This window comes from Brevibacterium sp. CS2, assembly GCF_005280295.1.
Lineage (GTDB): Bacteria > Actinomycetota > Actinomycetes > Actinomycetales > Brevibacteriaceae > Brevibacterium > Brevibacterium pityocampae.
Map to the genome: position 1 here is coordinate 2,184,720 of NZ_CP040020.1, position 24,912 is coordinate 2,209,631.

Annotated in this window: 25 protein-coding genes, 1 tRNA gene and 1 pseudogene; 12 read left to right on the forward strand and 15 right to left on the reverse strand. The window is 70.8% G+C overall.

The genetic code is table 11. From position 1 onward, the window contains the following. Positions 1 to 5: 5 nt before the first annotated feature. Complete coding sequence (locus tag FDF13_RS09740; protein WP_137319475.1) at positions 6 to 1,103, reverse strand: glycosyltransferase family 1 protein; 1,098 nt, start codon at positions 1,101 to 1,103, stop codon at positions 6 to 8. 201 nt (positions 1,104 to 1,304) lie between these two features. Between FDF13_RS09740 and FDF13_RS09745 the strand changes: the two genes are divergently transcribed. From FDF13_RS09745 to FDF13_RS09770, 6 genes are read left to right on the forward strand one after another with little or no spacing between them, the layout of a single operon-like run. Next, positions 1,305 to 4,355 carry a DUF4040 family protein gene (locus tag FDF13_RS09745; RefSeq protein WP_137319476.1) on the forward strand — a complete coding sequence of 1,017 codons (3,051 nt, stop codon included), beginning with the start codon at positions 1,305 to 1,307 and terminating at the stop codon, positions 4,353 to 4,355. Then, on the forward strand, positions 4,352 to 4,684 hold the full coding sequence (locus FDF13_RS09750) for a sodium:proton antiporter (RefSeq protein WP_137319477.1): 333 nt from the start codon (positions 4,352 to 4,354) through the stop codon (positions 4,682 to 4,684). The genes FDF13_RS09745 and FDF13_RS09750 overlap by 4 nt, the downstream gene beginning before the upstream one ends. Next, positions 4,681 to 6,198 carry a monovalent cation/H+ antiporter subunit D family protein gene (locus FDF13_RS09755; RefSeq protein WP_137319478.1) on the forward strand — a complete coding sequence of 506 codons (1,518 nt, stop codon included), beginning with the start codon at positions 4,681 to 4,683 and terminating at the stop codon, positions 6,196 to 6,198. The genes FDF13_RS09750 and FDF13_RS09755 overlap by 4 nt, the downstream gene beginning before the upstream one ends. Further along, positions 6,195 to 6,614: a Na+/H+ antiporter subunit E gene (locus FDF13_RS09760; RefSeq protein ID WP_137319479.1), complete on the forward strand. Its 420-nt coding sequence runs from the start codon at positions 6,195 to 6,197 to the stop codon at positions 6,612 to 6,614. The genes FDF13_RS09755 and FDF13_RS09760 overlap by 4 nt, the downstream gene beginning before the upstream one ends. Continuing rightward, positions 6,611 to 6,871, forward strand: coding sequence for a transporter (locus FDF13_RS09765; RefSeq protein WP_137319480.1), 261 nt, complete (start codon positions 6,611 to 6,613; stop codon positions 6,869 to 6,871). Before FDF13_RS09760 ends, FDF13_RS09765 begins: the two co-directional genes overlap by 4 nt. Beyond that, positions 6,871 to 7,296 carry a monovalent cation/H(+) antiporter subunit G gene (locus FDF13_RS09770; protein WP_137319481.1) on the forward strand — a complete coding sequence of 142 codons (426 nt, stop codon included), beginning with the start codon at positions 6,871 to 6,873 and terminating at the stop codon, positions 7,294 to 7,296. The genes FDF13_RS09765 and FDF13_RS09770 overlap by 1 nt, the downstream gene beginning before the upstream one ends. A 231-nt stretch (positions 7,297 to 7,527) precedes the next feature. Here the strand turns inward: FDF13_RS09770 and FDF13_RS09775 are convergent, their stop codons facing one another. Then, complete coding sequence (locus FDF13_RS09775; protein ID WP_137319482.1) at positions 7,528 to 8,166, reverse strand: pyridoxal 5'-phosphate synthase; 639 nt, start codon at positions 8,164 to 8,166, stop codon at positions 7,528 to 7,530. Between the two features lie 53 nt (positions 8,167 to 8,219). Beyond that, positions 8,220 to 9,140, reverse strand: coding sequence for an alpha/beta fold hydrolase (locus FDF13_RS09780; protein WP_137319483.1), 921 nt, complete (start codon positions 9,138 to 9,140; stop codon positions 8,220 to 8,222). Positions 9,141 to 9,313: 173 nt separating this feature from the next. On the opposite strand from FDF13_RS09780, the gene FDF13_RS09785 reads away from it, so the two are divergent. The 4 genes from FDF13_RS09785 (at position 9,314) to FDF13_RS09800 (ending at position 11,051) form a co-directional block, all read left to right on the forward strand. Further along, a tRNA-Ala gene (locus FDF13_RS09785) sits at positions 9,314 to 9,386 on the forward strand. Positions 9,387 to 9,569: 183 nt separating this feature from the next. Then, positions 9,570 to 10,103 (forward strand): CPBP family intramembrane glutamic endopeptidase, encoded by a 534-nt coding sequence (locus FDF13_RS09790; RefSeq protein WP_217494844.1) that lies wholly within the window; start codon positions 9,570 to 9,572, stop codon positions 10,101 to 10,103. A 157-nt stretch (positions 10,104 to 10,260) separates the two neighbouring features. Continuing rightward, a complete protein-coding gene (locus FDF13_RS09795) occupies positions 10,261 to 10,677 on the forward strand; it encodes a helix-turn-helix domain-containing protein (RefSeq protein WP_254668763.1) in 417 nt (138 codons plus the stop codon). An 8-nt stretch (positions 10,678 to 10,685) separates the two neighbouring features. Next, positions 10,686 to 11,051, forward strand: coding sequence for a DUF86 domain-containing protein (locus FDF13_RS09800; RefSeq protein WP_175406942.1), 366 nt, complete (start codon positions 10,686 to 10,688; stop codon positions 11,049 to 11,051). Between the two features lie 89 nt (positions 11,052 to 11,140). Here the strand turns inward: FDF13_RS09800 and FDF13_RS09805 are convergent, their stop codons facing one another. The 7 genes from FDF13_RS09805 to FDF13_RS09835 all read right to left on the reverse strand — a co-directional run bounded on the left by FDF13_RS09805 (position 11,141) and on the right by FDF13_RS09835 (position 16,884). After that, positions 11,141 to 11,575: a hypothetical protein gene (locus FDF13_RS09805; RefSeq protein ID WP_137319486.1), complete on the reverse strand. Its 435-nt coding sequence runs from the start codon at positions 11,573 to 11,575 to the stop codon at positions 11,141 to 11,143. A 124-nt stretch (positions 11,576 to 11,699) separates the two neighbouring features. After that, positions 11,700 to 13,250 carry a YdiU family protein gene (locus tag FDF13_RS09810; RefSeq protein ID WP_217494845.1) on the reverse strand — a complete coding sequence of 517 codons (1,551 nt, stop codon included), beginning with the start codon at positions 13,248 to 13,250 and terminating at the stop codon, positions 11,700 to 11,702. Next, positions 13,247 to 14,173, reverse strand: a complete 927-nt coding sequence (locus tag FDF13_RS09815; protein WP_137319488.1) for an ABC transporter substrate-binding protein — start codon at positions 14,171 to 14,173, stop codon at positions 13,247 to 13,249. Before FDF13_RS09815 ends, FDF13_RS09810 begins: the two co-directional genes overlap by 4 nt. Further along, positions 14,170 to 14,853: an ABC transporter permease gene (locus FDF13_RS09820; protein ID WP_137319489.1), complete on the reverse strand. Its 684-nt coding sequence runs from the start codon at positions 14,851 to 14,853 to the stop codon at positions 14,170 to 14,172. Before FDF13_RS09820 ends, FDF13_RS09815 begins: the two co-directional genes overlap by 4 nt. After that, entirely contained in the window at positions 14,850 to 15,533 is a 684-nt protein-coding gene (locus tag FDF13_RS09825) for an ABC transporter permease (RefSeq protein WP_137319490.1), read from the reverse strand. The genes FDF13_RS09820 and FDF13_RS09825 overlap by 4 nt, the downstream gene beginning before the upstream one ends. Positions 15,534 to 15,552: 19 nt before the next feature. Next, a complete protein-coding gene (locus FDF13_RS09830; RefSeq protein ID WP_137319491.1) occupies positions 15,553 to 16,362 on the reverse strand; it encodes an ABC transporter ATP-binding protein in 810 nt (269 codons plus the stop codon). Positions 16,363 to 16,500: 138 nt separating this feature from the next. Next, the gene (locus FDF13_RS09835; protein WP_137319492.1) at positions 16,501 to 16,884 is read right to left on the reverse strand and encodes a hypothetical protein; all 384 of its coding nucleotides are present in this window, start codon (positions 16,882 to 16,884) and stop codon (positions 16,501 to 16,503) included. 176 nt (positions 16,885 to 17,060) lie between these two features. Between FDF13_RS09835 and FDF13_RS09840 the strand changes: the two genes are divergently transcribed. After that, positions 17,061 to 18,236: an oxygenase MpaB family protein gene (locus FDF13_RS09840; protein ID WP_137319493.1), complete on the forward strand. Its 1,176-nt coding sequence runs from the start codon at positions 17,061 to 17,063 to the stop codon at positions 18,234 to 18,236. Between the two features lie 58 nt (positions 18,237 to 18,294). On the opposite strand, the gene FDF13_RS09845 is transcribed toward FDF13_RS09840, so the two are convergent. The 5 genes from FDF13_RS09845 to FDF13_RS09865 all read right to left on the reverse strand — a co-directional run bounded on the left by FDF13_RS09845 (position 18,295) and on the right by FDF13_RS09865 (position 23,763). After that, positions 18,295 to 18,786 (reverse strand): CoA-binding protein, encoded by a 492-nt coding sequence (locus FDF13_RS09845; RefSeq protein WP_137319494.1) that lies wholly within the window; start codon positions 18,784 to 18,786, stop codon positions 18,295 to 18,297. Beyond that, positions 18,783 to 20,105: an O-acetylhomoserine aminocarboxypropyltransferase/cysteine synthase family protein gene (locus FDF13_RS09850; RefSeq protein ID WP_137319495.1), complete on the reverse strand. Its 1,323-nt coding sequence runs from the start codon at positions 20,103 to 20,105 to the stop codon at positions 18,783 to 18,785. Before FDF13_RS09850 ends, FDF13_RS09845 begins: the two co-directional genes overlap by 4 nt. Positions 20,106 to 20,152: 47 nt before the next feature. Beyond that, positions 20,153 to 22,219, reverse strand: coding sequence for an acetate--CoA ligase (gene acs / locus FDF13_RS09855; protein WP_254668764.1), 2,067 nt, complete (start codon positions 22,217 to 22,219; stop codon positions 20,153 to 20,155). A 182-nt stretch (positions 22,220 to 22,401) separates the two neighbouring features. Next, positions 22,402 to 23,328, reverse strand: coding sequence for a DUF817 domain-containing protein (locus FDF13_RS09860; RefSeq protein ID WP_137319497.1), 927 nt, complete (start codon positions 23,326 to 23,328; stop codon positions 22,402 to 22,404). A 3-nt stretch (positions 23,329 to 23,331) separates the two neighbouring features. Next, positions 23,332 to 23,763 (reverse strand): Lrp/AsnC family transcriptional regulator, encoded by a 432-nt coding sequence (locus tag FDF13_RS09865; RefSeq protein WP_137319498.1) that lies wholly within the window; start codon positions 23,761 to 23,763, stop codon positions 23,332 to 23,334. A gap of 300 nt (positions 23,764 to 24,063) precedes the next feature. Between FDF13_RS09865 and FDF13_RS09870 the strand changes: the two are divergent. Further along, positions 24,064 to 24,899: pseudogene (locus tag FDF13_RS09870) on the forward strand (ornithine cyclodeaminase); the annotation flags it as partial. Positions 24,900 to 24,912 lie beyond the last annotated feature (13 nt).

Here is a 24,912-nt window from a genome sequence, read left to right on the forward strand (position 1 = left end):
CCGGATCAGCGTCGCGTCCGCTCGGCGTGGAGGGAGCGGGCGAGGTCGAGGAGCACCTCGGCGGACGATTCCCAGGAGAACTCTGCGGCCCTGACCTGCGCCGCCTGGGCGCGGGCGGCCCACACCTCGGGCACGGACAGCGCGGAGACGGCGTGCGCGATGTCGGCGGGATCGTGCGGGTCGAAGAACTCCGCGACCCCGTCGGCGAGCTCCCGGAAGATCGGCAGCTCGCTCACCGCGACCGGCACCCCGCGCGCCATCGCCTCGACGACGGGGAGCCCGAAGCCCTCATCGAGCGAGGCCGTGACGAGCGCGGTCGCCGAATCGAGGAGCGCGGCGTATTCCTCGTCGCTCACCCCGCGGTGGAACACGACGCGCGCCCGGTCGGGGACGAGCGCCCGCAGCTCCCGCTCGCGGGCCGGGGTGATCCGGCTCGGCAGGTGGAGCGTCCAGCCCGGCAGGTGCGCGAGCGCGCGGATGAGCGCCTCGACGTTCTTGTAGGGGAGGAACGCCCCCATGTAGACGAGCGAGCGGGCGTCGTGGCCGGGCGCGCGGGCAGGCAGCTCCGGCGGGGGAGCGACGGCATTGGGCACGACGTGCACCGGCCGCGAGGTGAGCGCATGCTCGGCGACGAGCCGGGCCGTCGTGCGGCTCACCACTGCGACGGCGTCCGCGCGGTCGAGCATCAGCCGCTGCGGCCAGTACGCCCGGTGGTAGAGCCGCCACGCCCCGCGCACCACCGCCGGCAGGTCCGCCGGCGGCTGCGGGTGCGCGTAGTAGATGAGGTCGTGGAGGGTGAGGACGAGCGCGTGGTCGCGGCCCCAGGAGCCCATCACCTGCATCGTCGAGAACACGACATCGGCACCCAGGGCGTCGAGCCGCTTGGCGATGGTCAGCTCGGCCGGGGACGTCGGATGGTTGAGGACGACGTACGGGGTGTCGGGCAGCAGCGCGAGCTGCGCCTCGTCGTGGATGATCGCGGTGACCTCGACCTCGGTCCCGCAGGTGACCTCGAGGAGTGCGGCGAGCAGGCACGAGCCGTAGCGGGAGATCCCGTCGTGGCGATCGGTGCGGGTGAACCGGGCATCGAAGAACAGCTTCATGGTGCATCAGCCTAGAGGAGTGCGCCGCTGCCTCCTTGGGCCGAGCCGATGAGCGTTCGGACCGGTTTGTCGACTCTCCGTCGGCTCTCACCATTTTGCTGAGGATCGTCCAGTTTCGCTAGGATCGACAACCATGAAGTCAATGGTCGGGACCCGGATGTCCTCGTGTGCACCGCGTGGCAGGACGGGAGCCGTCGACACATGACGATCCTCGTGACCGTGGGCATCCTCGCAGCCCTCCTCGTCCTCACCCCGCTCGTCACCGCCGGGCTCGGACGCCATGCCGGGTGGGTGCTGGGAGTCGCGTATCTGGCCGCGGCCGCGGCCTTCCTGCCCGCTGTCACCGAGGTCCTCGCCGGCGGCACCGTCGAAGCCGCCTGGGAATGGGTCCCGAGCCTCGACGTCGCCCTGGCCTTCCGGGTCGACGGGATCGGCGTGGTCTTCACCCTCATCGCCCTCGTCATCGGCGCGTTCGTGCTCTTCTACTCGACGGCCTACCTGTCGCCGGGCCCGAACCTCAGCTTCTACTGGCTCATGGCGACATTCACCTTCGCGATGGTCGTGCTCGTCCTCACCGACGACCTGCTCGTGCTCTTCATCGCGTGGGAGGTCACCTCGCTCGCGTCGTTCATGCTCATCGCCCGGTCCGGCGCCGCCGCCCACCCGGCGTCGCTGCGCACGATGTTCATCACCTTCATCGGCGGTCTCGGCCTGCTCGTGGCGATCGGCTTCATCATCGCCCGCACCGGCACGACCTCGATCCACGCCGCGCTCACCGACGAGGTGTGGGGCGCCGATCCGGCATTCACCACGACGGTCGCACTGCTCGTCGCGCTCGCCGCGATGACGAAGTCCGCGCAGTTCCCGTTCCACTCCTGGCTGCCCGACGCGATGGCCGCCGCCACCCCGGTGAGCGCCTATCTCCACGCCGCGGCGGTCGTCAAGGCCGGCATCTTCCTCCTCATCCGGTTCAGCCCGGCCTTCCACTCCACCCCGGCGTGGAATGCGGTGCTCATCGTCGCCGGACTCATCACCACCGCGATCGGCGGCTGGTTCGCCCTCAACCAGGTCGACCTCAAGAAGCTCATGGCCTACTCGACGGTGAGCCAGCTCGGCCTCATCGTCGCCGCGATCGGCGTCGGCACCGAGCTCGCGCTCTCTGCCGCCGTGCTCCACGTCATCGCCCATGCCCTGTTCAAGTCCGGCCTGTTCATGATGGTCGGCGTCGTCGACCACATCGGCCACACCCGCGACTTCGGGAAGATTCCGCAGCTCTTCCGCGTGTCCCCGCTCGCCTTCGTCGTCACGATCATCGGCACCGCCTCGATGGCCGGCATCCCGCCGCTGCTCGGCTTCGCCTCGAAGGAGACCGTGTTCATGGGACTCGGCGAGGCGCCGGGTGCGGCGTGGACCGGCTGGGCCACGCTCATCGCCGCGGCCGCGGCCTCCGTGCTCACCTTCGCCTACTGCGCCAAGGTCGTGTTCGGCGCGTTCGTCGACGGTCCGGCCCCGGACCGGGAGCGGCTCGGACGCACCGACGGCGTCATGCTCACCTTCGCAGCGCTGCCGATCCTCGCCTCTGTGCCGCTGGCCTTCATGCTCCCGACGGTCGAGCGCCTCGTCGTCCCCGCGGCCGCTGCCGCACTGCCCGGCACCGACCCCCACCCGCACCTCGCGCTGTGGCACGGGATCTCCCCGGAGCTCATCGCCTCGATCCTCATCATCGCCGCCGGCATCGCCATCATCCTCGCCCGCCGCACGGTGTTCCCGTTCTTCATGCGTGCCCGCCTGCCGTTCGACGGCGCCGATGTCATCAGCGGCATCACCCGCGGCCTCGAGTCCGCCGGCCGCGGCGCCAGCGGACTCGTCGCCCCGGTCCGCGCCGCGCCGCACGTGCGCGCGATCCTCGGACTGCTCTCCCTCGTGATCTTCGGCGGCACCCTGGCGATCGCGCTCGGCCCCGGTCTGCCGCCGGTGCAGCCGAACCTGTCGCGCCCGATCGACCTCGTCCTCCTCGTCCTCATCGGCTTCTCCGTGCTCGCCGTGTGCTTCGCGCGCTCGCGGATGACCGCGACGGTCGCGCTGTCGGCCGTCGGCATCCTCGCGACCGTGCAGATCATGGCGCTCGGCGCCCCCGACGTCACACTCACCCAGCTGCTCGTCGAGGCGATGACGATCATCGTCATCATGCTCGTCCTGCAGAAGCTCCCGCGCACCTTCTGGCGGTACCGCAAGCGCACGCAGACCCGGCGCGGGATCTTCGCCGTGTTCGTCGGCGTCGCCGTCGGCACCGCGGTGTGGGTGATGACCGGTCGCCGGGAGCGCTCCGAGATCGCGCTCTACTACCTCCACGAGGCCCCGGAGATCAGCGGCGGCTCGAACATCGTCAACACGATCCTCGTGGAGTTCCGTGCACTCGATACGCTCGGCGAGCTCACCGTGCTCGGGATGGCCGGGATCGCGATCGTCGCGGTGCTGTCCTCGGTCCGCGACAAGTTCATCGACCCGCCCGCCGCGGACATCCCCGAGGTGCCGCGCACCCCGTGGCTCAGCCTGCGACCGCGCGGCTCGGTCGCCCATCGCGCCGTCATGGTCGCCTGGCCCAACGTCATCCCGATGCAGCTCATGGTGCGCGTCCTCGGCCCGATCCTCGCGATCGCCTCCGCGCTGATCTTCTGGCGCGGCCACAACGAGCCCGGCGGCGGCTTCATCGCCGCGCTCGTCGGCTCCGCGATCGTCGGCCTGCTCTACATGTCGACCTCGAAGGACCGCGCGATCGGTCCGCCGCGCGCCCCGCTCATCCTCATCGGCGGCGGCGTCATGGTCGCCGTCCTCACCGGCTTCGTCGGCCTGGTCTTCGCCGGCTCGTTCCTCGAACCGATCCACGGGTACATCCTCGGCGAGCACTTCACCACCTCGCTGCTGTTCGACGTCGGCGTGTACATGGCCGTGGTGGGGCTCATCCTCGTGTCCTTCAACCTGCTCGGCACCTCGGACTCGGCGTTCACCCCGGCCGGCGACGACGTCCTCACCGACGGGCAGATGCAGCGCGACGTCGACGCGCTGCCGTTCGAGGGCACGCGCGAGCGCGCGGACGAGATGATGTACGGCGAGCTCCACGGCCCGCTCGACGCGACCCGCGGCGAGCGCCCGCAGGCCGGTGCGCTCGTCAAGCCCGAGCGGAGGAGCCGGCTCGGCGTGCGGTCGAAGCACATGTCCACCGGCGAGCAGCACCAGGAGCGTGGCGAATGATCCTCGCAGTGACCGTCGGAATCCTCGTCGCCGGAGGCGTCTACCTGCTGCTGCAGCGCTCCATGGTGCGCGCGGTGTTCGGACTCACGCTGATCTCCCACGCCGCGAACTTCGCGCTGCTCGCCTCCGGGGTGACGGCATGGCGCGGCGAGCCGCTCGAAGGGCGCACCGACCCCTCGATCGCCGCGGACCCGCTGCCCCAGGCGTTCGTGCTCACCGCGATCGTCATCACGCTCGCGATCACGATCTTCATGCTCGCGATGGCCGTGCTCGGCCACGACGACGACCAGCACACGCCGCCGAACACGGGGGAGGCCCGCGAACAGTGAACTCCGCTCTCCTCCTGCTCATCATCGCGATCCCGCTCGGCGCCTCGGCGCTGTCGACGATCGTCCGCTCCCGGCTCCTCGACCGGATCCTCCTCATCGGCATCCCCGCCCTCATCACGGCGGCGGGCCTGTACCTGCTCGCGGTGCACACCCGGGAGCCGGTGATCGCGCATTCCGTGGGCGGCTTCGTGGACGGACTGGCGATCCCGTTCGTGTCCGACACCTTCGCCGCGCTGCTGCTCACCGTCACCTCGGTCGCCGCGCTCGTGTGCTCGTGGTTCCTCATCGCCACCGGCGAGGACCAGTACCGATTCATGCCCGCGCTCATCCTCATGATGCTCACCGGTGTGTACGGCGCGATCCTCACCGGTGATCTCTTCAACCTCTTCGTCTTCGTCGAGGTCATGGTGCTGCCGTCCTACGCGCTCATCGCGGTGACCGGCACCTGGCGGCGGCTCGGGGTGGGCCGGATGTTCGTCATGGTCAACCTCCTGACCTCGACGATCCTCCTCATCGGAGTCGGCTTCGTCTACGGCTCGCTCGGCACGGTCAACCTCGCGCTCATCGCGGAGATGGAGGAGATCCCACCGGCCGGGCAGCTCGCGATCGGCGTCGTGCTCACCGCGCTGTTCGTCAAGGCCGGTGCCGCGCCGGTGCACGGCTGGCTCGTCCGCAGCTACCCGAACACCTCCGCCGGCATGATGGCGCTGTTCTCCGGTCTCCACACCAAGGTCGCCCTCTATGCGATCTACCGGGTCTACTCCTCGGTGTTCGTCGAGCCCCCGGTCTGGTCGTGGGTCGTCGCGGTCATCGTCGTCGTCACCATCCTGCTGGCGGTGCTCTCCGCGTTCGGCGAGATCCGCGTGCGCAATGTGCTCGCCTTCCAGATGGTGTCCGGCGTCGGCCACATCCTCATCGGCGTCGTCCTCATGAGTGCCGCCGCGCTGTCCGCCGGCACGTTCTACCTCACCCACCACATCATCACCATGGCGGGACTGCTGCTGACCATGGGTGCCGTCGAGCAGACCTACGGCACGGGCGCGTTCAAGAAGCTCTCCGGGGTCGCCGGGCGCGAGAAATGGGCGACCGTGCTCATGGTGGTCGGCCTGTTCTCCCTCATCGGCCTGCCCCCGACCTCCGGCGTGTGGGGCAAGATCGGGCTCATCCGGGCCTCGGCGGCGGACGAGTCCGTGCTCGGCCCCGTGCTCATCGGCGCGGTGATCCTCGGGTCGCTCATCAGCATCCTCGCCCTCCAGCGGCTGTGGGCGAACTCCTTCTGGGGGGAGCCGATGACGCACTACCACCCGGACTCGCTGAGCACCGGGCGCGCCGCGCTCACCGAGCTGCCGGACTCCGTGCGGATCCGCACGCGGCTGCTCCTGCCGGGCACGGTGATGATCGCGCTGTCCGTCGGTCTGTTCCTGTTCCCTGATCTGCTGTTCGCGGTGACCGAGCGGGCCGCGGAGGACCTCCTGCACACGGTCCCCTACATCGAGGCGGTGCGCACACGATGATGAATCCGTTCCGGGCGATCGGCTACAGCCTGTGGATCGGCAAGGAGATCGTCACCGGCACCGTCGATGTCCTCACGGGGATCTTCAAGGCGGGTGAGTACGGTCGGCCGATGATCGTCGAGCTCCCGCTGCGCTGCGAGACGGACGTCGAGATCACCCTCATGGCCTCCTCGATCACCATCACTCCGGGCACGCTCGTCGTCGCCTCGGCAGCGGCGGACGAGCGGTCGCGTGCGACGCTCTTCGTCCATGCGCTGTTCGGGGAGTCCGAGGCGGACGTGCTCGAGGGACTGTACGAGATGGAGGACCGGCTGCTGCACATGACGCGCGGTCGGAAGCCCGAGCCGATCAGCAGCTGGACCGCCGTCCAGAGGCCGAGCGGTGAAGCCGGATCGACGGAGAGGAGTGCCCAGTGACCATCGTGCTGTGGATCTGCATCGGCCTGCTCGCGCTGGCGATCGTGGTGGGCCTCTGCCGGGTGCTCACCGCCAAGGACATGGGATCGCGGGCGATCGTCGGCGACCTCGTGTACTTCTCCGCGATCGGCATCCTCACCTTCATCGCGATGCTCGTCGACCTCTCGATCGTGCTCGACGTGATCTTCCTGTCGTCGATGCTCGGCATCCTCGCCACCGTGGCACTGTCCCGCATCCAGACGAGGGGGCACCGCTGATGATCCCGGACACGCTCGCCATCACCCTCGTCGGGGTCTTCGGGATCACCGGCAGCGCCATCGTGCTCCTCTGTGCGGTCGCGATGTTCCGCGCGAACGATGCGCTGTCGCGGATCAACGTGTTCTCACCGGCGACCGGACTGGCGATGCCGCTCATCCTGCTCGCCGCCTACATCTACACGCTGTGGCACGACGGTTTCAGCCTCACCCGCCTCTTCATGGCGGTCGCCGGCTTCCTCGCGCTCATCGTCGTGTCCTCGGTCGCGTCGAACGTGCTCTCGCGCTCGACCTTCGCCGGGGGTGCTCCGGTGTGGCGTCATACCTCGCCCAACCGCCTGTCCGAGGCGCCCGGGGACGAGGACGCCGGCCTCACCGAGTACGAGTCGACCCTCGCCGACTTCGATATCGACGACTCCGAGCACTGAGAGGCGCCCTATGGGCCCGGGCACCCTCCTGGCACCCGCCCGGCGCCCTGCTGGCACCCTGGCGGCGTTGCGCCCTGGCGGCGTCGCACTGACCGCCGATGCGAGAGTTTCTGCCCGCGGCGACCGAATCGTCGCTGATCAGGGCTCCCTGGGCGGAGATTCAGATGCTCTCCGGAGAAACCCCTGCATTCACCGGTGGTGGCGCACGGCTGCGCGTGCGCCGTCCGGGCGTCAGGGCTGGAGGCGGTGCGTGGTCCAGGCAGCGCCGGATTCCGTGCGCGAGTACTCGAGCCGCCGGTGGAGGCGGTCGGGGCTGCCGTGCCAGAACTCGATCCGCTCGGGTACGAGGACGAAGGCATGCCAGTGCTCGGGACGGGGGATCGGCGCCGCGGACTCCTCGAGCTCCCGCGCGGCCGTGGAGAGCGCGGACTCCTCGGTGAGCTCGGCGCTCTGGTAGGAGTGCGAGGAGGTGGCGCGGGCGCCTCGGGGGCGGTCCTCCCAGATCGCGTCGGAGACGGCGTCGGGGAGCGCGCGCACCACTCCCTCGACGGTGATCTGCTGGAGCGTCTCGCGCCAGTAGAGGTTGAGCGCTGCGTGCGGGTTCGCCGCGAGGTGGGCGCCCTTGCGGCTGCGAGCGGTGAAGCTCAGCTCCGGCCCGTCGTCGCCGATCCCCTTGAGGAGCACCGTGCGCAGGGCGACCCGCCCATCTGCTGCAGCGGTGGCGAGGGCGGCGGCGTGCGGCTCGCGCACATTGCGGTCCTCTGCGTCGCCGATCCACTGTCGGAGCAGGGCGAGCGGGTCCGCGGGCGGGGAGTCGAACTCCGGCAGATGCAGCGTCGCATCGCCGCTGAGCGTGCGCGGTTCCTTCATGCTCGCAGTGTAGACGACCGGCTGCCGGTGGCCAGCGGGGGCCGGTGGCGCGGTCAGCGACCGGGGTGCCGGTCCGCGAAGTCCTCGAGGAGCCGGGCGGTGGGCTCGGGCCGTTCGTAGTGGACGAGGTGCCCGACGCCGTCGAACACATGCGAGCGGGCATCGGGCAGCGCGTCGACGAAAGTGCGGGTCGGCGCCGGTGGTGCGATCGAATCGGCGCCCCCGGAGATCACGAGCACGGGCATGGTGAGGGCGCGGGCCGCCTCGGCGGCGGTGTGGGACACGGACACGTCGAAGGCCTGGGCGAGGGAGTCCCGGTCGGAGTATGTGGAGAAGTACCGGTGGTGCTGATCGTGGATGTAGCGGCGCAGGCCGGGGTCCCGGGTGGTCGCCATGACCTCGCTCATCCCGCGCACGATGAGCGGGTGCCCGAGCACGGCATCGCCGGCCCGCTCCGGCAGCTGGGCGGAGAGCGCGTAGTAGAAGCGGGCGAGGTGCGAGGCGAGGCGGGACGGCCCCTCGAGCGCAGGCGAGGTGATCGGGTTGATGAGTGCGAGCGCGTCGAGCGGGTCGCCGCGCCGTGCGAGCCGGCTGGCGAGGTGGGCGACGAGGATCGAGCCGAAGGAGTGGCCGACGACGAGCGGCCGGGTGCCGTACCGCTGTTCGACGACACCGAGGAGGCCGGTGAGGAAGTCGAGGTAGGAGTCGAGGGAGAGTCCGCCGGGCAGGGGAGCGGTCGCCCCGAAACCGGGGAGGTCGGGGACGACGACCGGGCGGTGGCGGACATGGTGGGCGATGAGGTCCATGCCGTGGTGATCGCCGCGGAAGCCGTGAACGAGGAGCAGCGGGCGGGTGGCCGCGACCGGATCCGCCGGCGCGGAGGCGCGTCCGGGGTGTTCCCAGGCCGCGGTCGGGTGGACGCCGCCGGACACCGGTACGTCGAGGTCCACCCGGGAGGAATCGATCCAGCTCATGGGGGCCAGCCTAGCGAGCGCGATCGGGTGCTCGGTGGCTGCCGAGCTGCGCTGACCGGTCCGTGCGGCGGTCGCCGATGAAGGTTCCGGGGCGGCGGCCTCGCCGATTTTGCAAACGGTCCGGGACTGAGTACTATGGTTCGAGTCGCCCGGAGTTCCGGGAGGCGCCTTTCGGGGGTATGGCGCAGTTGGTAGCGCGTCTCCATGGCATGGAGAAGGTCAGGGGTTCGAATCCCCTTACCTCCACCGAAGTGAACAGGAGAACGGCCCCGCCAACGGCGGGGTCTTTCTCATTCCCCAACCGTTCGCAGCTCGTACCGTCATCCCGGAGGAGCGTCGCCTGCGCATCGTCGTCCTCATCTGCGACGCGATGACTCCCACCCGGCTGTGGGAGTTCGGACTCGTGGGCGACTTCGTGCCTGGCTGCGCATGACCGACGACCCTGTGGTGCTCGTGGCATTCGGTCTCGGCAGCATCCTCCTGGTCCTCGCCACCCTGCGTGACCCGCGCCTGCGGTCGCTCGTGCAGTGGGGGACGCCGAATCCCAGCACCCTCGGGCTGTGCATCCTCGGCGGGATCCTCGCCGCGGCTCCCATCCTCGCGGTGTCGGCCGCAGCACCGCTGGAGGAGCGCGGCGGCGCGGTCGCTCTCGGCGTCCTCCCCGCCCTGGCGTTCATGGCGCTGGCCGGCAACCTCGGCGAGGAGGTGTTCTTCCGGGGCCACCTGCAGGGCCGGCTCGAGACCGCCATGGCTGCCGTGCGTGCCGCGCTGCGGTCCGCCGTCATCTTCGCGGCGTGCCGCGCCTACCTCGCCACCACCGTGACCGACGTCGGATGGCCGCTGCTGGCATTCACTCTCTGGGAAGGACTGATCTACGCGTTCCTCCGCCTGCGCCGAGGCGTCATCCCGGCGGCGATCGCCCACGGCCTGGCGATCTTCCTCCTCAGCAGCGGGCTGGTCTGACGCAAGAGGCCGGCCGGGGTGCGCCGCGGGCACGGCAGTGCTCCTCGGGCCGACGGCGTTGGCCGCCGGGCCCTCGGCACGGGGTCGATCGTCAGCGGGAGCGCGCGAGTATATCGCGCGCTATACTCGGGTCATGGAAGACCTCAGATCTCGTCGAGTGCAGGCGGGACTCACCCAGGCGCAGCTCGCCGAACGCAGCGGTGTGCCGCAGCCGAACATCGCCGCCTACGAGCGAGGCCGGCGCCGCCCCTCGGCGGCCACCGTCGAGCGCCTGGACTCGGCACTGCGACCTTCCGCTCGCGCCGCTCTGGCCCATCATCATGACGCGATCCTGACCGTGCTCAGGGAGCACCGTATGAGCAATCCCCGGGTGTTCGGTTCCGTCGCCCGCGATGAGGATCATCCTGGCAGCGACATCGATCTGCTCGTCGATGCAGAGCCCGACCTGGACCTGCTCGACATCATCGATGCCGCAGAGCTGCTGGAGGAGCTGCTGGGCAGAGGCGTGGACATCATCACCTCGCGCTCGCTCCGTGCTGATCACGAGATCGCCCGCGCTGCGGTGGCATTGTGAACCCACCGTTGCCTGCCGGTATCCGCCGCAGACTCGAGGACATCATCCGGCTGTGTCGTCACGCGGAGGCGCTGGCGGCCCGGGGCCGGGAGTGGTACGACAGCGACCCTGAGCTGGGCGTACCGCACCTCGCGGCGGACTCCCTCGTACTCAAGCTGGGAGAAGCGGTCCGCCGACTGCCCGAGGACTTCCTGCGCGACCGTGCCGAACAGCCCACCTGGCGCCGGGCCGTCGGGATGCGAAACCGGCTCGCCCACGAGTACGACGCGGTCGACTACGAGATCGTGTGGCAGGTCATCTCGGTGCACGCCGCCGACCTGCGTCACCACATCGAAACCCTGCTCGAGGATCGCGAGGGCGATCCGGATCCGTAGCTCGCTGATCCGGCAGTCCCGTCCGGTTCGCTTGCCGGTCTCACCCTACCGGCGGGTTCGGACACGGGCGGTCCGGCGCCCGGTCCGGATCAGCCCCGGTCTGCCCCGTCGTGCTCGACCAGATGCTCCGCCACCGCCTCCGCGGCACCGTCCACCCCGCGGAAGCCGGGGAAGGCGTTGACCACGTCGACGCCGGCGAGGTGCATGCCGAGCCCGGCCGCCGCATGCCGGGCGAGGGCGGCGAGAGCATTGTCGACGGCGAAGGGTTCACCGCCGGTGGTGTGCTCGTGGTCGAGCGTCGAGGGCTTGAGCAGCCCGCTCACCCACCCGCCGGCGACGTAGAGCTTGCGGTCGATCCTGTCGTGATCGATCCAGTCCTCCACCAGATAGGGGCCGTCCATCGGGGGATCCGCAGGGAGCGGGTCCGACAGCACACCCCGTCCGCGCCCACCCCCGTGGACGGCTTTGACGACGACGCGGCGGTCGCGGGAGTCCGCGAGCACCTCGGCCCAGGACTCCCGCACATCACCGCCCAGCGGCGGCGAATGCCGCGATCAGGTGCCGCGACTCCTCATCGAGTGACATGCATCACTTCTATCGGTGCGGATGGAACCCGTCAAGCGTTCGGGCATGCGCCGCCCACAGTCCTCACGTCCCGCAGAAGGTCCGGTAGGGTCCGAAGTCCTCGGGTGCCGGCAGCGCGTACCGCTCGAGCCCCGGGCGCTCGGTGTACGGATCCGTCACCGCCTCGAGCAGCCGGGTGAACGGCTCCATGTCCCCGGCCTCCCCGGCGACGAGCGCCTCCTCGACGAGGTGGTTGCGAGGGATGTAGACCGGGTTGACCCGCTGCATGTGTGCGGTATCCGGATCGAGCCCCTGCCAGGTCGCGAGCCAGTCGACGAACTCGGGGACGTCGGCGAGCATCTCGGTGACGACGCTCGCGTCGGCACTGCCCTGCCCGGCACGACCCGCGTCATCACCGCGCGCCCCGGCACCGCCGCCGGCACTTCCCGGACCAGTCTTGCCTGCGTCCGCCAGACCCCGGAAGAATCCCGTGTAGTCGACCCGGTGGTCCCGGAGCATGAGGAGGATCGCGTTGATCGCCTCGCCCGCGGTCTCCTCGGACACCGCGTCCCGGAGCCCGAGCTTCTCCCGCATGCCGGCCGTCCACGCCGCGCTGTAGCGGGCGCGGAACCCGCCGAGCACCTCCTGGGCGGCCGCGATCCCCGCCTCCTGGTCCTCACCGAGCAGGGGGAGGAGCGCCTCGGCGAACCGGGCGAGGTTCCATTCGGCGATGAGCGGCTGGTTCGCATACGCGTAGCGCCCGCCGGTGTCGATCGAGCTGTACACGGTCGTCGGGTCGAAGGCGTCCATGAACGCGCACGGACCGTAGTCGATCGTCTCCCCGGAGATCGTCATGTTGTCGGTGTTCATCACCCCGTGGATGAATCCCACGAGCATCCACCGCGCCACGAGCTCCGCCTGCGCCGCGACGACGGCCTCGAACAGGCCGAGGTAGGGGTCGGCGGCCGCGCGTGCCTCCGGGTGGAGCCGGTCGATCGCGTGATCGGCGAGCCGGCGCAGCAGCGCGTCGTCGCCGGACAGCCGGGCGAACTGGAAGCTGCCCACCCGCACATGACTGCGCGCGACCCGGGCGAGCACCGCACCGGGCAGCGCCCGCTCGCGGCGCACCCAGCCGCCCGTCGCGACCACCGCGAGCGCCCGCGTGGTGGGGATCCCCAGTCCGTGCATCGCCTCGCTCACGAGGTGCTCCCGCAGCATCGGCCCGACCGCGGCGAGCCCGTCCCCGCCGCGAGCGAACGGCGTGCGTCCGGAACCCTTGAGATGGATGTCGAGCAGTTCTCCGCCGGGTCCCGCCGCCTCGCCGAGCAGCAGGGCCCGCCCGTCGCCGAGGCGCGGGTTGAGCGTCCCGAACTGGTGCCCGGTGTAGGCCTGGGCCACCGGCTGCGTCCCGGCCGGCGGCGCGGTTCCCGTGAGCAGACCGAGTCCGGCACTCGAGCCGCCTCCGTCCGGGCCGCGCAGCGCCTCCGGGTTGAGGCCGAGCTGCGCGGCCAGCGGATCGTTGAGGACGAGGAGTCGGGGCTCGGGCGGCTTCGCGGCCTGCCACGGCACCGCGAGCTCCGGCAGCTCGTCGGCGAAGCGGTGGGAGAGCGTGATGCCTGCGTCCGCGCCGGTCACAGCAATCCCTCCTCCGTCAGCCAGTCCCCGGCGATCGTCGACGAGGGCAGCTCGTCGGTGACGCTGCGTGCGTTGAGATCCCGGAGCGCCTCGGTGGTGAGCGCCGCGCTCACCTCGTCGACGACGGCTGCTGCGTCCTCGGACACGTTCTCGCCGGCGATCGGCACGACCTGCGAGGTGAGGAACAGTCCCTCCGGGTCCTCGAGGACGACGAGGTCGTTCTCGGTGATCGACGGGTCGGCGGTGTAGACGATCGCGAGCTGGATGTCGCCGTCCTCGAGCGCCTTGACGGTGAGCGGACCGCCGCTGTCCTCGATCGGGGAGAAGCCGACGTCGATCCCGTAGGCCTCCTTGATGCCCTGCGGTCCGTTCGGCCGGTTCTCGGCCTCCGAGTTCGCGCCCAGCGTGAGGTCCTCGTCGACCTCGGCGAGGTCCGCGATCGTGGTGAGATCGTGCTGCTCGGCGAACTCGCGGGTGACGACGTAGGAGTCCTGGTCGGTCGCCGGTGCCTGGGCGAGGGCGCGCAGGCCGTCGGGCATGGCCTCCTGCAGGGCGCTGTAGACCTCCTCGCCCTGGCGCGCCGGGGTGTCGGACTCCCAGTACTGGAGGAGCGGGCCGGAGTACTCGGGGAACAGATCGATCTCCCCGGCCTCGATCTCCGGCAGATACACCTCCCGCTGCCCGATCTGGTACTGCCGGTCCACGGATTCACCGGCGGCCTCGAGGGCCTGGGCGTAGGCCTCGGCGATGATCTCGTTCGAGTAGTAGGCCTGCGAGCCGATGACGATCGTGTCGCCGCCTCCGCCGCCGGTGCCCCCGGAGCCCGTGGTGTCCTCGGCGAGCGGGTCGCCCCCGCACGCGGACAGGGTGAGCAGGCCGGCGGCGGTGAGCGCGGCGAGCAGGGTGAGCGGTGTGCGATTCATGAGGAGGTCCTCTCCGGTGCGGGATGGGCGATGCGGGTGCGGGCGAGGCGCTGGGCGGCGCCGAGCAGGAGTTCGAGGAGGAGGGCGATGACGGCGACGAGGAGCGCGCCGGCGAGCATCTGATCGTACTCGCGGGATTTGAGTCCGGAGAACAGGTAGCGCCCCAGCCCGTAGTCGGCGGTGTATGCGGCGAGCGTCGCCGTCGCGACGACCTGCAGGGTCGCCGCTCGCAGCCCGCCGAGCAGCACGGGCGAGGCGAGCGGCACCTCGACCCGGAGGATGACCTGGGTCGGGCTCAGGCCGATCGCGCGGGCGGAGTCCGGGATGACCGGGTCGATCGACTGCACCCCGGCGTAGGCGCCGGCGAGCAGCGAGGGCACGGCGAGGACGACGAGGGCGAGCAGCGGCGCCTCGAGCCCGATGCCGAGCGCGAGGCCGAACAGGGTGAGCAGGCCGAGCGTGGGGATCGCGCGGGCCGCGCCGGTGAGCGCCCCGACGATCCCGGCGCCGCGGCGGGTGTGCCCGATGACGATCCCGGCCGGCACCGCGAGGACCGCGGCGATGAGCACGGCGAGGAACGAGATCCACAGGTGCTCGACGATCCGCACGCCCACGGCGTTCGGGCCCGTCCAGTGCGCGGGATCGGCGAGCCAGGCGAGGGCGTCGAGGAAGAGGTTCATGGGCGGCTCCCCGCTCCGGCGGCCCGACGGTGGGTGCCGCGGCCGGCCTTCGTGCGCGCCCACGGGGTGAGCGCCTGGCCGAGGAGCAGGAGGAGGCCGTCGAGCACGAGCGCGAGGACGACGGTGGCGAGCACCCCGGTGACGACCTCGGCCGTGATGCCGCGCTGGAAGCCGTCGGTGAGCAGGGAGCCGAGGCCGGGCACCCCGATGAGCGCACCGATCGTCACGAGGCTCACGGTGCTCACCGTGACCACCCGCACGCCGGAGAGGAGCACGGGCACCGCGAGGGGCAGGTCGACCCGCCAGAACACGCTCGACCGCGAGTGGCCGAGCGCGATCGCCGCATCGCGGGTGCGGGCGTCGACGGCGGCGAAGGCGTCCGCGGCGGTGCGGACGAGCAGGGCGACGCCGTAGACGGTGAGCGCGACGATCATGGTCGCTCGCGAGCGCAGGGGCAGCCCGAGCACGGCGGGGATGATGATCAGCAGCGGCAGCGCGGGGATCGCGTACATGAGCGAGGCGGCTCCGAGCAGCGGGGACCCCAGGCGCGGGCGGGAGAACGCGAGGCGCCCGATCGGCACTGCGATGAGCACGCTGAGGAGGATCGCGGGGATGCTGAGCACCAGGTGGGCGCCGGTGAGATCGACGACCTGGGGCCAGTTGTTGGCCAGCCAGTTCATGCCGGCTTCTCCGTCGCAGTCATTCGAGGACCCCCACCGGCCGCCCGGTGGCGTCGATCGCGATGGTGCGGCCGTCGACGACCTCGGTGCGCAGCTGCCGCTCGCCGCGGTCGGCGCCGATGAAGCCCCGGAGGAAGTCGTCGGCCGGGGCGGCGAGGATCTGGGCGGGGGTGCCCTGCTGGGCGATCCGACCGCCGTCGCGGAGCACGACGACCTCGTCGCCGAGCCGGAACGCCTCGTCGATGTCGTGGGTGACGAAGAGGATCGTCTTGCCGAGCTCGGACTGGAGGCGCAGCAGCTCGTCCTGGAGCTCGCGGCGCACGATCGGGTCGACGGCGCCGAACGGCTCGTCCATGAGGAGGATGTTCGGATCCGCGGCGAGCGCCCGGGCGACCCCGACGCGCTGCTGCTGGCCGCCGGAGAGCTGGCCGGGATAGCGGATGCCGATCGCCGGGTCGAGGCCGACGCGGCGCAGCAGCTCGCCGGCCTCGTCGCGGGCCTGCTTCTTCCCCTGCCCCCGGAGGACGGGCACGGTGGCGACGTTGTCGAGCACGGTGCGGTGGGGGAGCAGGCCGCCGTGCTGGAGCACGTAGCCGATCGAGCGGCGCAGCTGAACCGGGTCGACGCTCTGCACGTCCGTGCCGTCGATGAGCACCCGACCGCTCGTCGGCTCGACCATCCGGTTGACCATCCGCATGAGGGTGGTCTTGCCGGAGCCGGACGAACCGACGAGCACGACGGTGCGGTGCGAGGGGATGGTCAGCGAGAAGTCCGTCACGGCCGCGGGCGCACCGGGATAGGTCTTGGAGACGGATTCGAACTCGATCATGGCGCCACCGCCCGGGGGTTGTCGACTGGAGCGCCGGCGGGCCGAGGGCGGGGAACTCGCCCTCCCCGGTCATCCGGCTCGGTTGCGGCAAGTCTACGTGACGGAGCCGGGGAGAACAGAGGGGGTCCGCTCGACCGCTCAGGCGCCGAGGCCGTCGACGAGGATGCGGTAGACGTCGTCGGCGGCAGTGTTTTCGTCGACCCCGCGGGCGATGAGCTCCATCCCGGCCCCGATCATGCCCTGTACCAGGGGCGCGCGTCGGTGGGCCTCCTCGATCCCGAGGTCCTCGATCTTCTGGCCCCAGCTCTCGATCGCGACGAGCGCGAGGAGCTTGACGGTGATCTTCGTGTCGTTGACCTCGCTGCCGATCGGGTGCTGGAGGCTGACGAGGAGCGCGCCGGTGATGAGCATCGTCCACGCGCCGTGCATGAGCGGGGCGACGATCCGGGCCCGCGCCTCCCGCATCGCGAGTGACTGCATGATCACCCCGCCGAGCAGTGCCGCGATGCCGATGAAGTGCACGACGGGGATGACGTTCTCGAGAATCTCCAGGCCTGCCAGCTTGCTGACACGGTGTCAGATCGATCGATTTCCCGACACCGTGTCGGACCGCTCGGGCGCGCAGTGTGATGCCCTGGCCTCCGAGCAAACGTTCTGCTAGGCTCAGCGCACCACTGCATGGTTCCGAAGGAGTACCCATGACGCGCACCGACTGGCCCGCCGGACGCGGCGACCGCGCCGCTTTCACCCGGACCCACGGGGAGGAGCGCGCCGCGCGCTTCCTCACCGCGTTCCACGAGGGGGACCCCGTCGGCGACGCCCTGTTCACGGCCGACGTCCCCCGGGCCGCGCTCATGCGGCAGCTCCGCAGCGCGCTGCGCGCCGGGGAGGCCGCACCTGGTGACGCGCCCCAGGTCGCGGCCTTCCTCGACGACATGCGCGCGGCGGTGAGCGATGCGGACTGGGAGCAGATCGAGCGCGGCCGCCGGGTGTACCTCTCGATCCCCGTCCTCACGCACTCCGTGGCGCTCGGCCCCGGCTCGCTCGTCAACACTTACTCGAGCCCGGCGATCTCCACCGTGCTCGTGGGCACCGGTCGGCTCGTCGACGGGGCGCTGCGTCGGCTCATCGACACCCGCAACTGGAACTACCATCTCTATGCCGCCGGCGCGCTCGAGCCGGGCGGCGGCGGCTTCGAGCACACCGGGATGGTCCGGGCGATGCACGCCTACGCGCGCGCCCAGCATCTCGAGCGGCACCCGGACACGGGGGAGTGGGGCCTGCCGATCAATGCGATCGACATGATCCGCACGTGGTTCGACTTCACCTACATCCCGTACCGCGGTCTGGCGGCCATGGGCTACGACCTCACGGAGGAGCAGATCCGCGACGTCTACGGGATGTGGCAGGTCGTCGGGCGGCTGCTCGGGATCCCCGCCGACCTCCTCGCCGGGCTCGACGACCACGAGTCCTCCGAGCCGATGGTGCAGGCGGTCGCCGCCGTCGCCGGGAAGCCCGACGACGGCTCGCGGGCGCTCGTCGACGCGCTCGTCGGGGCGACCGCCGCGCAGCTCGCGCTCGTCCTCGGTCTCCCCGAGGGGCCGCTCGTGGAGCGGACGCAGGCGCAGATCCGGATCATCCACGGCGACGAGCTCGCCGACTGGCTCGCGATCCCGCGGACCTCGATGCAGGTCGCCGAGCTCCTCCAGGTGCCGGTGGTGAGGCAGCGGTACGACTTCCTCCGGCAGCTGCCCGCTGAGCTCGAGCGGGAGATCGCGACGAACGAGGCGATGCTCACCCATCTCCTCGCCGCGACCGAGGACGGGAAGTCGGCCTACGAGACGGCGCCCGCCGGGGAGGAGACCGCCGCCTGAGCAGACGCGCCGGCTCCCCTCGGACCCGTGGCCGAGGGGAGCCGGTGTCGCGTGCGGTTCAGGCGGTGACCTGGCGCTTCGAGGAGATCACGCCGGTGTTGAAACCGGCGAGGTGAAGGCCGCCGTGGAAGCGGGCGTGCTCGATCTTCGTGCACCGGTCCATGACGACCTGCAGACCGCCGGCCTCCGCGATCGCCGCGGCCTCCTCGTTCCAGGAGCCGAGCTGGAGCCACAGAGTCTTCGCCCCGATCTCCACGGCCTCCCGGGCCACCCCGGGCAGGTCGTCGTGTCTGCGGAACGCGTCGACGATGTCGGGGACCTCGGGCAGGTCGGCGAGCGAGGGGTAGACGGGGTGCCCGAGGATCTCGTCGAGCACCGGGTTGATGAAGTACACCCGGTACGTCGAGGAGGACAGCAGATAGGTCGCCACGAAGTTCGAGGCGCGCGAGGGCTTGTCCGATGCCCCCACGATGGCGATCGACTCCGCGTCGCGGAGGATCCGCAGGCGTTCGGTGGCGCTGGGTCCCACCCAGGTGCGGGTCTCGATCATCGTGCGTCCTCTCGTTCCAGTCCGGTCGCGGCGGTGAGCGCCTGATCGAAGTCCCAGATGATGTCCTCGACGTCCTCGATGCCCACCGACAGTCGGATGAGATCCTCGTGGACGCCGCCGGAGGCGAGCTGCTCGGCGGTGAGCTGCTGGTGCGTGGTCGACGCCGGGTGGAGCACGAGGGTGCGGGCGTCGCCGACGTTGGCCAGGTGGCTGGCGAGCTGCGTGGCCTCGATGAACCGGGCCCCGACCTCGCGCCCGCTGAGCTCCGCGGTCGCGGTGACGCCGAAGGAGAACACCGGGCTCGTGCCCTTGGGCAGGTACTTCTGCGCGCGCTCGTAATGCGGGTGCGAGGGCAGGCCGGCGTAGTTGACGTAGGACACGCGGGGGTCGGAGTCGAGCCATTCGGCGACGGCCCGCGCGTTCGCCAGGTGGGCGTCGAGGCGCTGGGGGAGGGTCTCCACGCCCTGGAGGAGCTGCCAGGCCGACTGCGCGGAGAGGCTCGGGCCGATGTCGCGCAGCTGCTCGGAGCGCAGCCGGGTGAGGAACCCGAACTCGCCGAAGTTGTCCCACCACGACAGGCCGTTGTACGAGGGCACCGGCTCGGTCATCGCCGGGAAGCTGCCGTTGCCCCAGTCGAAGCGGCCGGACTCGACGACGACGCCGCCGAGCGTGGTGCCGTGGCCGCCGAGGAACTTCGTCGCCGAATGGATCACGATGTCCGCGCCGTGGTCGAACGGCCGGCACAGGTAGGGCGGGGTGAGCGTGGCGTCGACGACGAGCGGGATGCCGGCTTCGTGGGCGATCTCCGCGAGCGCCTCGAGGTCGCTGATCTCACCGGAGGGGTTGGCGACGAGCTCGCAGTAGAGCGCCTTGGTCTCCGGGCGGAGGGCGGCGCGGTAGTCGGCCGGGTCGGTGCCGGGGACGAACGTCGTGTCCACCCCGAACCGGCGCAGCGTGACGTCGAGCTGGGTGACGGTACCGCCGTAGAGCTGGGAGGAGGCCACGATGTGGTCGCCGGCCTGGGTGAGCGCGGCGAAGGTGATGAACTCCGCCGCCATGCCCGAGGCCGTGGCGACCGCTCCGATCCCGCCCTCGAGCGCGGCGATCCGCTCCTCGAACGAGGCGACCGTCGGGTTGCCGATCCGAGAGTAGATGTTGCCGTACTTCTGCAGCGCGAAGAGGTTCGCGGCGTCGGCGGCGTTCTGGAACACGAACGAGGTGGACTGGTAGATCGGCACCGCCCGGGAGCCGTGCATGGCGTCGGGGGTGCCCCCGGCGTGGAGCGCCAGGGTGCGGAAGCCGAACTGATGATCTGACATCGGGTGGGGGCCTCTTCCGGTTGGTCGGTGGTGATTGGGAGTCTGGTTCAGCGGGAGCCGGTCGTGCTCGGGTGTCCCACGATCCGAGCGATCCCGTCGATCGCCTCGGGGTTCTGTAGCGAGGTGGTGTCGCCGAGCGCCGTGCCCTCGAAGAGCTGGGTGAGGAGGCGGCGCATGATCTTCCCCGACCGGGTCTTGGGCACCTCGGGCACGGGGATGACCCGCGCCGGCTTGGCGACGGGACCGATCTCCCGGGCCACGTGGGCGCGCAGCTCCGCCTCGACCTCGGCCGGCGGCCGCGTGCGTGCGGCTTCGCTGAGGACCACGTAGGCGATCGCGGCCTGCCCGGTGAGCGGATCCGCGATCGGCGCGGAGCCGGCCTCGACGACGTCGGGATGGGCGATGAGCGCGGATTCGAGCTCGATCGTCGAGAGCCGGTGGCCGGACACGTTGATGACGTCGTCGACGCGCCCGAGCAGGGTGATCTCGCCGTCGGCGTCGCGCCGGCCGCCGTCGCCGGAGAGGAACCAGCCGCGCTCGCCGAACGCCCTCCAGTACGAATCGAGGTAGCGCTGCGGGTCGCCCCACACGGTGCGCGCCATCGACGGTCCGATCCGGTCGACGACGACATACCCCTGCTCGCCGGTCGGGGTGTCCGCACCGGTCTCGTCGACCACCCGGGTCGACACGCCGGGCAGGGCGCGGGTGGCGCAGCCGGGCTTCGAGGCGATCCCGGAGCCGGGGTCGAAGCACGGGTCGTGGGGGCGCGGGGACATGATCGTCGACCCGGTCTCCGACTGCCACCACGTGTCGATCACCGGCAGGATGCCGCCGCCGAGCTCGCCGCGCAGCCAGCGCCATGCCTCGGGGTTGATCGATTCCCCGACCGTGCCGAGCAGACGCAGCGATGACAGGTCCCAGGTGTCGGGCAGGCCGTCGGGGAAGTTCCCCATGTGCGAGCGGACGAGGGTGGGGGCGGTGTAGTAGTTCGTCACGCCGTAGCGCTCGATGATCTCGAAGTGGCGGCCCGGGTGCGGGCTGGCCGGGGTGCCCTCGTAGATCACCTGGGTGACGCCGTTGAGGAGAGGGCCGTAGATCTCGTACGTGTGGGCGGTGACCCAGGCGAGGTCCGCGGTGCACCAGTGGACGGTGCTGTCCACCCGGGCGGGGTCGTTGACCGCGGCGAGCTCGTCGTCGACGAGGTCGAAGAGCAGCGCGTGGGTGTAGGCCGTCTGCACGAGGTACCCGCCGGTGGTGTGGACGAGCCCCTTGGGCTTCCCGGTGGTGCCGGAGGTGTAGATGATGAACAGCGGGTGCTCGGCGTCGAAGGCGCGCGGGGTGTGGGTGTCCGGCTGGGCGGCGAGCGACTCGTGCCACCACAGGTCGCGGCCGGCGGTCCACGGGATGTCGTCGCCGGTGCGGGAGACGACGAGCACGTGCTCGATCGCGTTGTCCCCGGCGCATGCGGCGTCCGCGGCGGCCTTGACCGGCACGGCCGCGCCGCGCCGGAACTGTCCGTCGCTCGTGACGAGCACCTTCGCGCCGGTGTCCTCGATGCGGAAGCGCAGCGCCTCGGCGGAGAACCCGCCGAACACGAGCGAGTGGACCGCGCCGATCCGGGCGCAGGCGAGCGTGATGATGATCGTCTCCGGGATCACCGGCAGGTAGATCACCACGCGGTCACCGGGGACGACGCCGAGCGCTTCGAGAGCGTTCGCCGCGCGGGACACCTCCGTGAGGAGCCCCGCATAGGTGTAGGTGCGGCGGTCGCCGGGCTCGCCCTCGAAGTGGAGCGCCACCCGGTCCCCGTGCCCGGCGGCGAAGTGCCGGTCGAGGCAGTTGACGGCCGCGTTGAGCGTGCCGCCGGCGAACCACTCGATGCGCGGCACGGTGTACTCGGGGTCACCGGGTTCGGTGACGCCGGATTCCGGGGCGGGGGTGTCGACTCGACGCGGCTTCTCGAAGGTGTGGGCGGTATGCCAGGGGGAATCCCAGTCGAGCCGGGTGGCCTGCTTCTCCCAGAATGCGATCCGTGCGGCATCGGACTCCTGCGCCGGGTTCGCATCGGCCCTGGCGACGGGGGAGAGCACGGGGGCAGTCGTCTGGACGGTCATGTCGTCCATTGAGCCGCACGCCCGCGTCACAGCCGCCGCTTGGCGTCACACGCCGTCAGACGGCGTCGTATTCGCGCGTCATATGACGACGTATGACGGACTGTGGCGCGGGGAGCGCGGCGGGAGGTGCGCGCTGTGCTACCCGGTGCGATCGCGGCCGGACCTGTCGTGCGGACCGTGCCTCAGTGCTGCTCTGCGGCACCGGTGGGTGCGGGCTCTCCCGGCGGCCGGGGGCGGTAGACGAGGGTGACGAGGACGACGGAGATGATCATGAGGAGGAACCAGCTCACCATCTTCGACAGCGACACCATCTCCCAGCCGCCCGCCTGGTGCGGGTAGATCCAGGCCCCGGCGGCCGTCCCGATGTTCTCCGCGATCCAGATGAAGAACGCCACCCCGAGGAACGGCAGGAGGATCGGCAGGCTGCGAGCCGGCCGCTCGCGATGGTTCCGGAACAGCATGATGCACCGCCCCCATACGAGGACGACGGCGACCAGCAGCACCCAGCGGGCATCGGGCAGGAAGTGGTGGGTGAAGAAGTTCGCGTAGATGGCCGCCCCGATCACGGCGGTGAGCCACAGCGGGGGATAGCGCACGAACCGCAGGTCGAAGAGCTTGAACACGCGCACCATGTAGGAGCCGACCGCGGCGTACATGAACCCGGTGTAGAGCGGCACCGCGCCGATCGCGAGCACGCCGGCTCCGCCGTACTCCCACGATCCGGCGGCCGTCTTGAACAGCTCCATCACCGTGCCGACGAGGTGGAACAGGACGATCACCCACAGCTCGCGGCCGCTCTCCAGCCGGAGGGCGACCATGAGCACCTGGATCGCCACCGCGATGAGGACGAGCGCGTCGTTGCGGCTGAGCGCCGCACCGTCGGGGTACCACAGGGCGGTGGCGACGAGGGCTGCGAGCATGAGCGCGCCGAACACGCACGCCCAGGCCTGCTTGAGGATGAAGACGAGGAACTCGACCCCGGCCCTGCGGGCGCCTCGGGCCCCGGACTCCGCGGACAGGTGCCGGTGGGCCCAGGCGTCGAGGGCGGCCTCGACCCGGGTGAGGTCGGCGCGCGGATGCTCGAGCCGCTCCCGGGACTCGTCCGTCATCGCTCAGCGCACGACCGAGCGGAGGAGGACGTGGGTGCGGCTGTTGACGATGCCCGGCACCCCGCGGATGCGGCGGAGCACCTCGTCGAAGTTCTGCAGGCCGGTGCACTCGAGCTCAGCGATCAGGTCCCAGCCGCCGTTCGTCGTGTGGAGCGCGCTGATCTCCGGCAGTCCGCGCAGCTCGTGGATGACGCGGTCGGTGGTCCTGCCCTCGACCTCGATGAGGCTCATCGCCTGGAGGCCGCCGCCCTCCGCATCCGTGTCGACCCGCACGGTGTAGCCGACGATGATGCCGGCGTCGGTCAGCCGCTTCATCCGGCTCGTCACGGTGGTGCGGGTGGTGTGGAGGTCCGCGGCGAGCGTCGACACCGGGGAGCGCCCATCCCGGCGCAGCGCCGCGATGAGGCGGCGGTCGAGGTCGTCCATGCGGTACATGGTCAGAGTGTAAACCTGCGGTGCGCACAATGATCGCCCGGTGCGCAGATTTCGGAGGGTCTGCTCATTGTTGCTGCCCTCGGCCCGAACCTGGACTCAGACGGTACTGCGAAAACGGAACGGATCCCTGCAGGGCGCGCCCGTAAACTGCTCCACGGACCGCGGGGTCATCCACCCCGAGGTCGTGGACCATGAGGCCCCGGCCCCGGCCCGCACTCATCCCCATCCCACGCATCATCGTCTGAGCAGGAGGAACCCATGACGGCTTTCGTCGGCGTCGAGAACACGGCCCGCGGGGACACCTACTCCTTCAAGTACGTCAACGGCCACCCCTTCAACCCGGCCCCGCCTTCCAGACCGTCACCGCCTTCGGCGTGCTCGCCGACGTCCACAACGGCTACCCGGTGTTCCTCGGCGAGATGACCCTCGTCACCGCCCTGCGCACCGCCGCGACCTCCGCGATGGTCGCCCGCGCGCTCGCCCGCCCCGACTCCACCCGCATGGCGCTCATCGGCTGCGGCAGCCAGGCCGAGTTCCAGGCACTCGGCATGCGCGCCGCGCTCGGCATCTCCGAGCTCGCCGTGTTCGACACCGACCCGCAAGCGATGGCGAAGCTGCGCCGGAACCTCGAGCCCCTCGGATTCACCATCACCGAGGCCGCCTCCGCCTCCGAGGCGGTCGCCGGCGTCGACGTCATCACCACGTGCATCGCCGACAAGGCCCACTGCGTGGTCCTCGAGGCCGCAGATGTGAAGCCCGGCGTGCACATCAATTCCGTGGGCGGGGACTGCCCCGGCAAGACCGAGCTCGACCCCGCGATCCTCGACCTGGGCGAGGTGTTCGTCGAGTTCCCCGAGCAGACCCGCATCGAGGGCGAGATCCAGCTCCGGGATCCGGACTTCCCCGTCACCGAGATGTGGCAGGTGCTCACCGGTCAGGCCGCAGGGCGCACCTCGCCGCAGCAGGTGACGATCTTCGACTCCGTGGGCTTCGCGATCGCGGACTTCTCCGCACTGCGCTACGTGCGCGACGCGACCGCCGGCACGGCCTACCAGGACGACATCGACCTCGTCGCCGAGCCCGAGGACCCGAAGGACCTGTTCGGTCTCATCGGCGCGCTCTCCCCGGTCGGCTGAGGCCGCTCGGCGG

What these genes read in the sequence shown, in the direction of transcription:
- FDF13_RS09860 (WP_137319497.1), bottom strand. Translation starts at nt 23,328, where the DNA reads ATGACGGACGAGTCCCGGGAGCGGCTCGAGCATCCGCGCGCCGACCTC.
- FDF13_RS09760 (WP_137319479.1), top strand. Translation starts at nt 6,195, where the DNA reads ATGATGAATCCGTTCCGGGCGATCGGCTACAGCCTGTGGATCGGCAAG.
- FDF13_RS09820 (WP_137319489.1), bottom strand. Translation starts at nt 14,853, where the DNA reads ATGAACCTCTTCCTCGACGCCCTCGCCTGGCTCGCCGATCCCGCGCAC.
- FDF13_RS09845 (WP_137319494.1), bottom strand. Translation starts at nt 18,786, where the DNA reads ATGATCGAGACCCGCACCTGGGTGGGACCCAGCGCCACCGAACGCCTG.
- FDF13_RS09770 (WP_137319481.1), top strand. Translation starts at nt 6,871, where the DNA reads ATGATCCCGGACACGCTCGCCATCACCCTCGTCGGGGTCTTCGGGATC.
- FDF13_RS09865 (WP_137319498.1), bottom strand. Translation starts at nt 23,763, where the DNA reads ATGTACCGCATGGACGACCTCGACCGCCGCCTCATCGCGGCGCTGCGC.
- FDF13_RS09830 (WP_137319491.1), bottom strand. Translation starts at nt 16,362, where the DNA reads ATGATCGAGTTCGAATCCGTCTCCAAGACCTATCCCGGTGCGCCCGCG.
- FDF13_RS09840 (WP_137319493.1), top strand. Translation starts at nt 17,061, where the DNA reads ATGACGCGCACCGACTGGCCCGCCGGACGCGGCGACCGCGCCGCTTTC.
- FDF13_RS09780 (WP_137319483.1), bottom strand. Translation starts at nt 9,140, where the DNA reads ATGAGCTGGATCGATTCCTCCCGGGTGGACCTCGACGTACCGGTGTCC.
- FDF13_RS09815 (WP_137319488.1), bottom strand. Translation starts at nt 14,173, where the DNA reads ATGAATCGCACACCGCTCACCCTGCTCGCCGCGCTCACCGCCGCCGGC.
- FDF13_RS09775 (WP_137319482.1), bottom strand. Translation starts at nt 8,166, where the DNA reads ATGAAGGAACCGCGCACGCTCAGCGGCGATGCGACGCTGCATCTGCCG.
- FDF13_RS09745 (WP_137319476.1), top strand. Translation starts at nt 1,305, where the DNA reads ATGACGATCCTCGTGACCGTGGGCATCCTCGCAGCCCTCCTCGTCCTC.
- FDF13_RS09740 (WP_137319475.1), bottom strand. Translation starts at nt 1,103, where the DNA reads ATGAAGCTGTTCTTCGATGCCCGGTTCACCCGCACCGATCGCCACGAC.
- FDF13_RS09750 (WP_137319477.1), top strand. Translation starts at nt 4,352, where the DNA reads ATGATCCTCGCAGTGACCGTCGGAATCCTCGTCGCCGGAGGCGTCTAC.
- FDF13_RS09825 (WP_137319490.1), bottom strand. Translation starts at nt 15,533, where the DNA reads ATGAACTGGCTGGCCAACAACTGGCCCCAGGTCGTCGATCTCACCGGC.
- FDF13_RS09790 (WP_217494844.1), top strand. Translation starts at nt 9,570, where the DNA reads ATGACCGACGACCCTGTGGTGCTCGTGGCATTCGGTCTCGGCAGCATC.
- acs (WP_254668764.1), bottom strand. Translation starts at nt 22,219, where the DNA reads ATGACCGTCCAGACGACTGCCCCCGTGCTCTCCCCCGTCGCCAGGGCC.
- FDF13_RS09850 (WP_137319495.1), bottom strand. Translation starts at nt 20,105, where the DNA reads ATGTCAGATCATCAGTTCGGCTTCCGCACCCTGGCGCTCCACGCCGGG.